The sequence below is a fragment of the Haemophilus sp. CCUG 66565 genome (assembly GCF_001679495.1).
GTDB lineage: Bacteria > Pseudomonadota > Gammaproteobacteria > Enterobacterales > Pasteurellaceae > Haemophilus > Haemophilus haemolyticus_K.
In genome coordinates this window covers 294442-305751 of record NZ_LZOX01000013.1, presented here as the reverse complement: position 1 = coordinate 305751, position 11310 = coordinate 294442, and the positions used below count along the sequence as shown (strand labels likewise).

General features: G+C 38.5%; 11 protein-coding genes and 2 rRNA genes. 12 read left to right on the top strand and 1 reads right to left on the bottom strand.

Features of this window, described 5'->3' with window-relative positions:
• The 6 genes from A9501_RS05185 to A9501_RS05160 form a co-directional block, all read left to right on the top strand.
• A 23S ribosomal RNA gene (locus tag A9501_RS05185) occupies nucleotides 1-130 on the top strand; the annotation flags it as partial.
• A 149-nt stretch (nucleotides 131-279) separates the two neighbouring features.
• A 5S ribosomal RNA gene (rrf, locus tag A9501_RS05180) occupies nucleotides 280-395 on the top strand.
• Between the two features lie 157 nt (nucleotides 396-552).
• Entirely contained in the window at nucleotides 553-1482 is a 930-nt protein-coding gene (locus tag A9501_RS05175; RefSeq protein WP_065265171.1) for a LysR family transcriptional regulator, read from the top strand.
• A gap of 9 nt (nucleotides 1483-1491) precedes the next feature.
• A complete protein-coding gene (gene azlC / locus A9501_RS05170) occupies nucleotides 1492-2226 on the top strand; it encodes an azaleucine resistance protein AzlC (RefSeq protein ID WP_065265170.1) in 735 nt (244 codons plus the stop codon).
• Nucleotides 2223-2552: a branched-chain amino acid transporter permease gene (locus A9501_RS05165; RefSeq protein WP_005638861.1), complete on the top strand. Its 330-nt coding sequence runs from the start codon at nucleotides 2223-2225 to the stop codon at nucleotides 2550-2552. The genes azlC and A9501_RS05165 overlap by 4 nt, the downstream gene beginning before the upstream one ends.
• A 436-nt stretch (nucleotides 2553-2988) precedes the next feature.
• The gene (locus A9501_RS05160) at nucleotides 2989-3222 is read left to right on the top strand and encodes a YgjV family protein (RefSeq protein WP_005628380.1); all 234 of its coding nucleotides are present in this window, start codon (nucleotides 2989-2991) and stop codon (nucleotides 3220-3222) included.
• A 75-nt stretch (nucleotides 3223-3297) separates the two neighbouring features.
• On the opposite strand, the gene prfC is transcribed toward A9501_RS05160, so the two are convergent.
• Nucleotides 3298-4881, bottom strand: coding sequence for a peptide chain release factor 3 (gene prfC, locus A9501_RS05155; protein WP_005644678.1), 1584 nt, complete (start codon nucleotides 4879-4881; stop codon nucleotides 3298-3300).
• A gap of 178 nt (nucleotides 4882-5059) precedes the next feature.
• Between prfC and A9501_RS05150 the strand changes: the two genes are divergently transcribed.
• The 6 genes from A9501_RS05150 (at nucleotide 5060) to A9501_RS05125 (ending at nucleotide 11245) form a co-directional block, all read left to right on the top strand.
• On the top strand, nucleotides 5060-5848 hold the full coding sequence (locus A9501_RS05150; RefSeq protein ID WP_065265169.1) for an enoyl-ACP reductase FabI: 789 nt from the start codon (nucleotides 5060-5062) through the stop codon (nucleotides 5846-5848).
• A 65-nt stretch (nucleotides 5849-5913) separates the two neighbouring features.
• Nucleotides 5914-7893, top strand: coding sequence for an exoribonuclease II (gene rnb, locus A9501_RS05145; RefSeq protein ID WP_065265168.1), 1980 nt, complete (start codon nucleotides 5914-5916; stop codon nucleotides 7891-7893).
• Nucleotides 7894-8163: 270 nt separating this feature from the next.
• Nucleotides 8164-9150: a mannose/fructose/sorbose PTS transporter subunit IIA gene (locus A9501_RS05140; RefSeq protein WP_065265167.1), complete on the top strand. Its 987-nt coding sequence runs from the start codon at nucleotides 8164-8166 to the stop codon at nucleotides 9148-9150.
• A gap of 11 nt (nucleotides 9151-9161) precedes the next feature.
• On the top strand, nucleotides 9162-9956 hold the full coding sequence (locus A9501_RS05135) for a PTS mannose/fructose/sorbose transporter subunit IIC (protein ID WP_005635876.1): 795 nt from the start codon (nucleotides 9162-9164) through the stop codon (nucleotides 9954-9956).
• Nucleotides 9957-9966: 10 nt separating this feature from the next.
• A complete protein-coding gene (manZ, locus tag A9501_RS05130) occupies nucleotides 9967-10800 on the top strand; it encodes a PTS mannose transporter subunit IID (protein WP_005635877.1) in 834 nt (277 codons plus the stop codon).
• Nucleotides 10801-10861: 61 nt separating this feature from the next.
• Nucleotides 10862-11245: a hypothetical protein gene (locus A9501_RS05125; RefSeq protein ID WP_065265166.1), complete on the top strand. Its 384-nt coding sequence runs from the start codon at nucleotides 10862-10864 to the stop codon at nucleotides 11243-11245.
• Nucleotides 11246-11310: the final 65 nt, after the last annotated feature.

The window sequence follows — 11310 nt, the reverse complement described above, 5'->3', positions numbered from 1 at the left end:
CCAAGAGATGAGTTCTCCCGGGTTATAAACCTGTAAGGGTTGTTTAAGACTAAGACGTAGATAGGCAGGGTGTGTAAGTGATGTGAGTCATTGAGCTAACCTGTACTAATTGCCCGAGAGGCTTAACTATACAACGCTCAAGTGTTTTTGGAAAACAGAGTGAAAGAAAAAGAAATTAACTAAACGTTCAGCTTGTGGCCAATGAAGAACGAGTGAAAGGTCAAGTAAGAGCTGAGTAGCGAAAGATAAAAGAGAAAAGAGAAGTTATCAAAGAATTATCCTGGCGGCGATAGTGCGGTGGAACCACCTGACACCATACCGAACTCAGAAGTGAAACGCTGTAATGCCGATGGTAGTGTGGGGCTTCCCCATGTGAGAGTAGGGCACCGCCAGGTTACTAAATACTTATCTAAGTTAAATCAAATAAAAACAGAAGAACCCCAGTTTAATTACTGGGGTTTTTGTTTTCTCTATAGAATATTAATTCGAATATTTCGTATTTTAAGGTATTATATCTATCATCTAATTTTCTATTTTGTATGAATATTTTTAATGAAACCAACCTTTCTAGAATTTAGACATCTTAAAACTTTATTGGCCTTAAAAGAGACGGGCAGCGTTTCTTTAGCTGCAAAACGAGTATATCTAACGCAATCAGCCCTTTCTCACCAAATTAAATTAATAGAAGAACAGTTTGGTTTGCCTTTGTTTGAACGTAAAAGTAATCCACTTCGTTTTACTTCGGCTGGAGAGCGTTTAATTCGTCTTGCTAATGAAGTGATGCCAAAAGTTGTTGATGCTGAACGAGATCTTGCTCGTGTTAAACATGGAGATGCAGGTCAGCTTCGCATAGCTGTGGAATGTCATACTTGTTTTGATTGGTTAATGCCTGCCATGGATGAATTTCGTCGGCATTGGGGACTAGTTGAGTTGGATATTGTATCTGGTTTTCATACGGATCCTGTTGGTTTATTGCTTTCTCACCGAGCAGATTGGGCGATAGTATCAGAAGTAGAGCATAATGATGATGTCATTTTTAAACCGCTCTTTTCTTATGAGATGGTTGGAATTTGCTCAAAAGATCACCCTTTAGCAGAAAAAGACATTTGGGATGCAGAAGATTTTGTAGATGAAACCTGGGTAACTTACCCAGTTCCTGATGATATGTTAGATCTATTGCGTAAAGTGCTTAAACCCAAAGGCATTAATCCTACTCGCCGCACAACTGAATTGACTATTGCTATGATTCAATTAGTAGCGAGTCGTCGTGGCATTGCGACTATTCCTTATTGGGCTGCGTTGCCTTATTTGGAAAAGGGGTATGTCGTGGCAAGAAAAGTCACAAAAGAAGGTTTATATAGCAATCTATATGCGGCTATTCGCAAAGAAGATGAATCCCTTTCTTATTTAGAAGATTTTTATCAAACCGTAAAAGCTCAAAGTTTTTCAACTTTACCTGGGCTATCTGTTTTAGATTTATAGAAGTAATAAATGAATTTTTCTCAACAAAATCAGCAGCCTCACCTGATTAGTGTGGCGGCTAAAGCTGCTTTTCCTTATAGTGCACCAATGATTGCAGGATTTTTATTTCTTGGTGTGGCATACGGTATTTATATGAAGGCACTAGGTTTCGGATTTTTATATCCTACTTTGATGGCTTTACTTATTTATGCCGGTTCTGTTGAGTTTATTGCTGCTGGAGCACTTATTGCACCTTTTTCTCCCATCAGTGTGTTATTAATTACCTTGATGATCAGTACTCGTCAGATTTTCTATGGCATATCAATGTTAGAAAAATATGGCGTACACATTGGTCATAAACGTTGGTATTTAATTACCACCCTTGTTGATGAATCTTTTTCTTTAAATTATATGGCCAAAACTCCACCGCACTTAGATAAAGGTTGGTATATGTTTTTTGTAAGCTTATATTTGCATATTTATTGGGTGGTTGGCGCTGCAATTGGTAACTTATTTGGCTCTGTTTTACCTTTTGATTTAAAAGGTGTGGAATTTTCGATGACCGCTCTTTTCTTAGTCATTTTTGCAGAAAATTGGATAAAGGAAAAATCCCATGAAAGCTCTCTCTTAGGTTTAGGGATTGCATTGGCTTTTTTACTGATTGTAGGCAAAAAATATTTCTTAATTCCAACATTAATTGGTATCTGGTTAATTCTAACTATGCGTGGGCCTAAATTAGACACAAAATTGGAGTCGCTAAAATGACACTTACAGAACAGATTATGACGATTGGAATTTGTGTGCTTACGGTGCAATTTACGCGCTTATTGCCATTTTTTGTATTCCCGGCTAATCGTCCGATTCCACAATATATTCGCTATCTTGGGAAAGTTTTACCTCCAGCTATGTTTGGTATGCTTGTAGTTTATTGCTATAAGAATATTGATGTTTTAACTGGTTATCATGGTATTCCTGATTTTCTTGCAGGCATAGTGGTGCTAGGGCTACATTTTTGGAAGAAAAATATGTTTCTATCTATTGCTGTTGGTACGCTTTTCTATATGTTTTTAGTACAACTTGTCTTTATTTAGAATAAAACCATAACTTTCATTTCTTTATAATCCTCTTGAATCTAAAGTTACTTCATAGCTTATAATCAATCCGATTTCTAGAATAATAGAAATTGGAATTCTGGTTATTACAAAAGATATAACCTCATTTTATTAAATTTCTTTATTGTTCATTGTTCGAACATCTAGATTACTAAAAGAATTTAGCCGGTGACAAAGTGCGGGTTGAGAGAGCTAGAGTTATCTAATTCTCCCAAATTGGATATGCTCCCAAGATTTTTGATGTGCGCACTCGTCTCGGCTTTTACGCGCTAATGATGATAAAAATACCTTTATTCTTTGTAAAATAAAATAATTTTATCTTGCAATCGGTTGCTTTTTTTTCTGATCTTTTCCTTATTTTAAAAATCTTTTATCATGGCGCCCGTTTTTATTTTTAATCGAAGAGAACAGAATTATGGAATTGAATTTAGTTGAATTATTGGGTTATATCGCAACCTTTTTTGTTGCAGTATCGTTTTTGTTTAAATCTATTGTACATTTACGCATAGTGAACAGCATTGGTGCAATTTTATTTGTCATCTATAGCGTAATTATCGCCGCTTATCCTGTAGCATTATTAAATGCATTTTTAGCTGTTGTGAATGTTTATCAACTTTGGCGATTAAGACAAGAAAAAGTTTCTAAATAAAAGAAAAGCGTTGAATTAAATTTCAACGCTTTTTTTCTGGAAAAGTGCGGTGAAATTTCACTGCACTTTGTCGTTTTAATGTTCGCGAGTTTTGTAAAAAACGACATCAGGATAACGTTCTTGAGCTAAATTCAGATTTACCATTGTTGGCGCAATATAGGTCAAGTTATCCCCGCCATCTAAAGCTAAATTTTGCTCATTTTTGCGTTTAAATTCTTCGAATTTTTTCGCATCGGCACATTCCACCCAGCGTGCGGTTGCAACGTTCACATTTTCATAAATGGCTTCTACGTTATATTCAGTTTTTAGACGAGAAACCACCACATCAAACTGCAAAACACCCACTGCGCCCACGATTAAATCGTTATTCATTAATGGGCGAAATACCTGAACAGCACCTTCTTCTGAAAGTTGTACTAAACCTTTAAGTAATTGTTTTTGTTTGAGAGGATCTCTCAAGCGAATACGGCGGAATAGCTCTGGCGCAAAGTTTGGAATACCGGTAAATTTCAAGGTTTCGCCTTGCGTAAAGGTATCGCCAATTTGGATCGTTCCGTGATTATGTAAACCGATAATATCTCCAGCGTAAGCTTCTTCGGCGTGAGCACGGTCGCCAGCCATAAAGGTAAGTGCATCAGAAATCACGACATCTTTACCAATTCGAACATGTTTTAATTTCATGCCTTTTTCATATTTGCCTGAAACAACACGCATAAAGGCAACACGGTCGCGGTGTTTTGGATCCATATTGGCTTGAATTTTAAATACGAAACCAGAGAATTTTTCTTCTGAACTTTCGACTGTTCTTGTATCAGCTTGACGAGATTGTGGTTTTGGCGCCCATTGTGTTAAACCATCAAGGAAATGATCCACACCAAAGTTACCTAATGCTGTCCCGAAAAATACCGGCGTAAGTTCACCTTTAATAAAGGCATCATGTTCAAATTCGTTACTTGCGCCTTGCACTAATTCCAATTCATCGCGAAGTTGTTGTGCTAAATCATCGCCAACCGCGGCATCTAATTCTGGGCTATTTAAACCTTTGACAATGCGAACTTCTTGAATGGTTGAACCTTGACCGGATTGATAAAGATAGGTTTCATCTTTAGCGATATGATAAACGCCTTTAAATAATTTTCCGCAACCAATCGGCCATGTAATTGGCGCACAACGAATTTTCAGAATATTTTCTACTTCATCTAATAATTCCATTGGATCGCGAATATCGCGGTCGAGTTTGTTCATAAAGGTGATGATTGGCGTATCACGTAAGCGAGTTACTTCCATTAGTTTAATTGTACGTTCCTCAACCCCTTTTGCTGAGTCGATAACCATTAAACAGCTATCCACAGCAGTTAAAGTGCGGTAAGTATCTTCAGAGAAATCTTCGTGCCCCGGGGTATCAAGTAAGTTTACCAAGCAATCGTTATAAGGAAATTGCATTACGGAAGTGGTAATCGAAATCCCACGTTGTTTTTCCATTTCCATCCAGTCGGATTTGGCATGCGCAGTTGAGCCTTTGCCTTTTACAGAACCTGCAGTTTGAATCGCATTTCCGTATAAAAGTACTTTTTCGGTGATGGTTGTTTTACCTGCATCGGGGTGGGAAATAATTGCAAAAGTGCGACGTTTATTAACTTCTTCTAATGGATAACTCATTGTTTCTTCTTCGTTCAATTAAAAATGTGGGCTATTTTCGCTGATTTTAGGTTTTTGCTCAAACGAATTTGTAAATAAAGTGCGGTTGGTTTTATTAGAAAAATTGGTCTGCTTTGTACAAAGACAAATTTTCGCTTATACTACGCAAGTTTTTTACGCTAACAATATAGGAAAAATTATGGGTTTCTTAACAGGTAAACGCATTTTAGTAACCGGTCTTGCAAGCAATCGTTCTATCGCTTACGGGATCGCAAAATCAATGAAAGAACAAGGTGCAGAACTTGCTTTCACTTATTTAAATGATAAATTACAACCGCGCGTAGAAGAATTTGCCAAAGAATTTGGTTCTGATATCGTGCTTCCTTTAGATGTTGCAACTGATGAAAGCATCCAAAATTGCTTCGCAGAATTAAGTAAGCGTTGGGATAAATTTGATGGTTTTGTTCACGCTATCGCATTTGCGCCAGGCGACCAATTAGATGGGGATTACGTAAACGCAGCGACACGTGAAGGTTACCGTATTGCTCACGATATTAGCGCATACAGCTTCGTTGCAATGGCACAAGCGGCACGTCCTTATTTAAATCCAAATGCTGCATTATTAACGTTGTCTTACTTAGGTGCAGAGCGCGCAATTCCTAACTACAACGTCATGTGTTTAGCGAAAGCGTCTCTTGAAGCGGCAACTCGCGTGATGGCTGCTGATTTAGGTAAAGAAGGTATTCGTGTGAATGCGATCTCTGCTGGTCCAATCCGCACTTTAGCAGCATCAGGTATTAAAAACTTCAAGAAAATGTTTTCTACCTTTGAGAAAACCGCTGCATTACGCCGCACTGTCACTATCGAAGATGTAGGTAACTCAGCAGCATTTTTATGCTCTGATTTAGCATCGGGTATTACTGGTGAAATCGTTCACGTAGATGCAGGTTTCAGCATCACCGCAATGGGCGAATTAGGCGAAGAATAATTTTTCTTACATTCTTTTTTAGGCAGGCTTTTCAGTCTGCCTTTTCTCTTTTTTAAAATATAACTATGTTCCAAGATAATCCATTACTCGCACAACTTAAGCAACAAATCCACGACAGCAAAGAGCATGTAGAAGGCGTGGTAAAAAGCACAGATAAAGCCTATGGTTTTTTAGAGTGCGATAAGAAAACCTATTTCATCGCGCCGCCTTCAATGAAAAAGGTGATGCACGGTGACAAAATCAAAGCTACCATTGAAAAGCAAGGCGATAAAGAACAAGCCGAGCCAGAATCCTTAATTGAGCCAATGTTGACACGTTTCATTGCAAAAGTGCGGTTCAATAAAGATAAGAAATTGCAAGTTTTGGTGGATCATCCAAGTATTAACCAACCGATTGGCGCACAACAAGCTAAATCCGTAAAAGAAGAATTACAAGAAGGCGATTGGGTGGTTGCTAATTTAAAAACGCACCCATTACGTGATGATCGCTTTTTCTATGCCACTATTAATCAGTTTATTTGCCGAGCTGATGATGAATTTGCCCCTTGGTGGGTAACATTGGCACGTCATGAGCAATCTCGTTATCCTGTGCAAGGCGCTGAAACTTATGAAATGTTAGATCAACAAACCCGTGAAGATCTGACCGCACTTCATTTTGTGACGATTGACTCTGAAAGCACAATGGATATGGACGATGCCTTATATATCGAGCCTATCGAACAAAATGCAGTACAAACAGGTTGGAAATTAGTTGTTGCGATTGCGGATCCAACTGCTTATATCGCGTTAGATTCTCAAATTGAAAAAGATGCGAAACAGCGTTGTTTCACCAATTATTTGCCTGGCTTTAACATCCCTATGTTGCCACGCGAATTATCTGATGAATTATGTTCGTTAATCGCAAATGAAACGCGTCCAGCGCTTGTTTGTTATATAGAAACGGATCTTGAAGGCAATATCACGGCTAAATCGCATTTTGTTTCGGCTTATGTTCAATCTAAAGCGAAATTGGCTTATAACAAAGTGTCGGATTATTTAGAACAGGCAGATAACGCATGGCAGCCTGAAACATTAGAAATTGTACAGCAAATTGATTGGTTACATCAATTTACCAAAGCACGTATTCAATGGCGTAAGACTCATTCTTTGTTATTTAAAGAAAAACCGGATTATTCTTTTGTGCTCGCTGAAAATGGCAAAGTGGCAGAAATCAAAGCAGAATATCGTCGTATAGCCAATCAAATTGTCGAAGAATCGATGATTATTGCTAACATTTGTGCTGCGCAATTCTTAGCAGAGCAGGCTCAAACTGGTATTTTCAATACTCATAGCGGTTTTGATAAAAAATTCTTAGAGAATGCGCACAATTTCTTAATGGCAAATTTAGCCAATGAACAAAATCAAGCTGAACTTGCTGAGCGTTATTCGGTAGAAAATTTGGCAACATTAAATGGTTATTGCCAAATGCGCCACGATATTGAACCGATAGAAGGCGACTATTTAGAATTCCGTTTACGTCGTTATTTAACGTTCGCTGAATTTAAATCAGAATTAGCACCGCACTTTGGTCTTGGTTTAGAAGGGTATGCGACATGGACATCTCCAATTCGTAAATATTCTGATATGGTGAATCATCGTTTAATTAAAGCAGTATTGACACAACAAGCTTGTAACAAGCCACAAGATGAAGTGCTGGCCCGTTTACAAGAGGCTCGTCGCCAAAATCGCCTAGTAGAACGTGATATTGCAGATTGGTTATATTGCCGTTATCTTGCTGATAAAGTTGCATCAAATACTGAATTTGAGGCGGAAGTGCAAGATGCGATGCGTGGTGGATTACGTGTGCAATTATTAGAAAATGGCGCCTCAATGTTTATACCAGCTTCAACTTTACATAATAATAAAGAAGAAATGCAGGTGAATTCTGATGAGATTGCCCTTTATATTAAAGGTGAGCGTATTTACAAAATAGGTGATATTGTGAGAGTGAAACTTACGGAAGTGAAAGAAGCAACTCGCAGTATTGTCGGTGAAATCGTTCAATAAAATTGTTCTTCTTTAAACCGATTTTCAGTGATTGAAAATCGGTTTTTTCTTTTTAAAAACTTGCTTAGTTTATACCGCACTTTTTATCCAAAAGTTATGAAGTGTAATTAAGCAATAATGTACGCCAAATTATTGCGTTTACAATACTTTTTGTGTTCTAAAAAATTGATATATGTCAATTTTAATGGTACAAGCACTTATAATTATCTTGAGTTACGCAATCGTTTACTCTATGCTCTTGACGATTTATTTCAACCTTAGGAGTATCCAATGATTCAAGTAATCGTTGCAGCTCACGGCAAGCTTGCTGCTGAGTTGGTCAATTCTTCTGAAATGGTGTTCGGTGAGGTGGAAGGCCTACACGGTGTAACATTCGTTCCAGGAGAAGGGCAAGACACCTTGGTGGAAAAGTATGAGGCTATTATTGCTGAATGCTCGCCATCAGATAGCGTGTTATTTTTGGTAGATTTATTTGGTGGTAGCCCCTATAACGCAGCGGCCCGAGTAGCGGCAAAACGCCCTCAAGACGATATTGTCACTGGTGTAAGTTTACCAATGTTATTAGAAGTATTAGATGCCAAGGATGATGCAAAATCAGCGGAAGCACTTGCTGATGTCGCCAAGGAAGTTGGCGTAATGGCAGTGAAAAGTTATCGGAAACCAGATGACATTGCTTCTTTCGCTCAACCTGAAACTCCAAAAGAGGAAGCAAAAGAAGAACAAGAAAGCGAAGAAGATAATACTCAATACGATCCTAATGGACGTATGAGTGTCAACTTACTGCGTATTGATGATCGTTTAATTCATGGTCAAGTCGCTACTTCTTGGGCAAAAGCAGTGAAATGCGAAGCCATTTTTGCTATTAGTGATGAAGTGGCAAATGATGAATTGCGTAAGGAATTGCTTCTTCAAATTGCTCCGCCACATTTGAAAGCCTATGTAATTCCTGTGGATAAAGCGATTAAGGTTTACAACAATCCAAAATATGCGAGCCGTAATATTTTAATGCTTGTGACCAAGCCTGAAGATGCAGTGCGTTTAATCGAAGGTGGTTTGCGTATTGATACCATTAACGTGGGCGGAATGACGCATAAAGAAGGAAATAAACAGCTTTCTGATGCAGTCACAGTGAATCCATCTAATGTCGCTGCATTCAAAAAATTACTTGATATGGGCGTGAAGCTTTCCCTTCAAAAAGTGGCAGCGAATAAGCCTGTTGAACTTACTCGCGAAAAACTTGATTCAATTAAATTCTAGGAGCGCATTTTATGTCAACAATGGAACTCATTTTAGTCGTGCTTGTCGCGGCAATTTGCGGTATGGGGAGCGTATTAGATGAACGTCAAACCCACCGTCCACTTTTTGCTTGTACTATGATTGGCTTGGTATTAGGCGATCTTGAAACCGGTATTATCCTTGGCGGTACATTAGAAATGATCGCACTAGGTTGGATGAACGTTGGGGCTGCTATGGCGCCAGATGCAGCGCTTGCTAGTGTGATCTCCGCGATTCTTGTTATTAAAGGCGGTCAATCTGTGGGTACGGCGATTGCTATCGCGGTGCCAGTTGCTGCTGCAGGTCAAGTGCTTACTATTTTTGTACGTACACTAACAATCTTCTTACAACATAAAGCGGATAAATTTGCCGAACAAGCTAATTTCCGTGGGATTGAACTTTGCCATTTTGCAGGGCTTTCCTTACAAGCATTGCGTGTTGCAATTCCTGCATTAGCGGTTGGTTTAGTTGCTGGCACAGATGCTGTAACTAGTGCATTAGATGCAATTCCTGAAGTGATTACTCGTGGCTTACAAATTGCGGGTGGATTTATCGTCGTAGTGGGTTATGCAATGGTGATTAATATGATGCGTGCGGGTGCATTAATGCCATTCTTCTTCCTTGGTTTTGTTATTGCTTCCTTTACTAATTACAACTTAGTTGGATTGGGTATTCTTGGTACTTGTTTAGCAATGCTTTATATCCAATTAAATCCGCGTTTTAACCAAGTCGCGATACCAGTGGCAAGTAAAAGAAAACTTGCTGATAACGAATTAGAAGGTCTATAAGGAGCGTATTATGTCAGAACAAAAAGTAACTCTCACAAAGGGCGATATTTTAAGTACTTATTTCCGTTCAACGTTCCTTTTAGGTTCATTTAACTTTGAACGTATGCAATCAATGGGATTCTGTGTTTCGATGATCCCAACAATCAAACGCCTATATAGCAAAAAAGAAGATCAAGCTGCGGCATTAAAACGTCATCTTGAATTTTTTAATACTCAACCTTGGGTTGGATCTGCAATTATGGGCGTGACTGCCGCAATGGAACAAGAACGCGCGAATGGCGCAAAAGATGTCGATGATGCGGCAATTAGCGGTGTAAAAGTCGGACTTATGGGGCCACTAGCTGGTGTAGGCGATCCTATTTTCTGGGGAACTTTACGCCCAGTTTTAGCCGCACTTGGTGCTGGAATTGCTTTAACAGGTAGCATTTTAGGTCCATTATTGTTTTTTATCTTAATCAATGTGATCCGTGCTGTCACTCGTTGGTATGGTTTCAAATATGGTTATGAAAAAGGCACCGAAATTGTTTCTGATATGGGAGGTGGGCGTTTGCAAAAAATCACTCAAGGGGCTTCTATTCTTGGGCTCTTTGTCATGGGCTCGCTTGTTTCTAAATGGACAAGCATTAATGTCCCATTAGAACTTACTCGCTATAAAAACCAATTAGGTGAAGAAGTTGTGGTCACCTTGCAAGGCGTATTAAATGACCTACTTCCAGGTTTATTAGCCTTATTACTGACTTTCTTATGTATGTATTTATTACGTAAAAAAGTGAATGCAATGGTTATTATCTTCGGTTTATTTGGTGTAGGGATTTTAGGTTACTGGGCAGGTATTCTTGCATAATCCTTGCGAAAGTTAATAATAAGGGCGATGATAACGCCCTTATTTTTTATGGTGAATTTGAATGAAATTATCTGAACTTATCCAAGCGCCCCCCAGTGAAACTTATATTAAAAACAGCTCTCGACTGGTTTCAGGCTTATTTGTTATAGGTGGAGTATTGTATTATCCGACGAACGGTTATGGCACTGTCATTGCATTGGCATTAGCACTAATTGTGTTAGTTGGGCAAAAGATGTTGCTTACCCAAGCAAATAAGGATTTTGCTGATATGTATCAAGCACAGTCTTTATTTGAAAAAACGCAAAACTATGATTATTTACGTTTTATTATGGCGCGTTCAGAACAGATGTTAAAGGATAATAAAGTGCTTTCTGACAAAGCAAAAAATGAGATTCATAAGCTACAAGTATTTTCTCAAGATGAATTAGAAAAGATGGGGGAATAAAAAATGGCTACATGAAGTAGCCATTTTTATAATCGGAAAAGTTCGGTAATTTTTCACCGCACTTT

Excerpts from the sequence above, each read along its gene's own strand:
- A9501_RS05175 (WP_065265171.1), top strand. The coding sequence starts at position 553 with ATGAAACCAACCTTTCTAGAATTTAGACATCTTAAAACTTTATTGGCC.
- azlC (WP_065265170.1), top strand. The coding sequence starts at position 1,492 with ATGAATTTTTCTCAACAAAATCAGCAGCCTCACCTGATTAGTGTGGCG.
- A9501_RS05165 (WP_005638861.1), top strand. The coding sequence starts at position 2,223 with ATGACACTTACAGAACAGATTATGACGATTGGAATTTGTGTGCTTACG.
- A9501_RS05160 (WP_005628380.1), top strand. The coding sequence starts at position 2,989 with ATGGAATTGAATTTAGTTGAATTATTGGGTTATATCGCAACCTTTTTT.
- prfC (WP_005644678.1), bottom strand. The coding sequence starts at position 4,881 with ATGAGTTATCCATTAGAAGAAGTTAATAAACGTCGCACTTTTGCAATT.
- A9501_RS05150 (WP_065265169.1), top strand. The coding sequence starts at position 5,060 with ATGGGTTTCTTAACAGGTAAACGCATTTTAGTAACCGGTCTTGCAAGC.
- rnb (WP_065265168.1), top strand. The coding sequence starts at position 5,914 with ATGTTCCAAGATAATCCATTACTCGCACAACTTAAGCAACAAATCCAC.
- A9501_RS05140 (WP_065265167.1), top strand. The coding sequence starts at position 8,164 with ATGATTCAAGTAATCGTTGCAGCTCACGGCAAGCTTGCTGCTGAGTTG.
- A9501_RS05135 (WP_005635876.1), top strand. The coding sequence starts at position 9,162 with ATGTCAACAATGGAACTCATTTTAGTCGTGCTTGTCGCGGCAATTTGC.
- manZ (WP_005635877.1), top strand. The coding sequence starts at position 9,967 with ATGTCAGAACAAAAAGTAACTCTCACAAAGGGCGATATTTTAAGTACT.
- A9501_RS05125 (WP_065265166.1), top strand. The coding sequence starts at position 10,862 with ATGAAATTATCTGAACTTATCCAAGCGCCCCCCAGTGAAACTTATATT.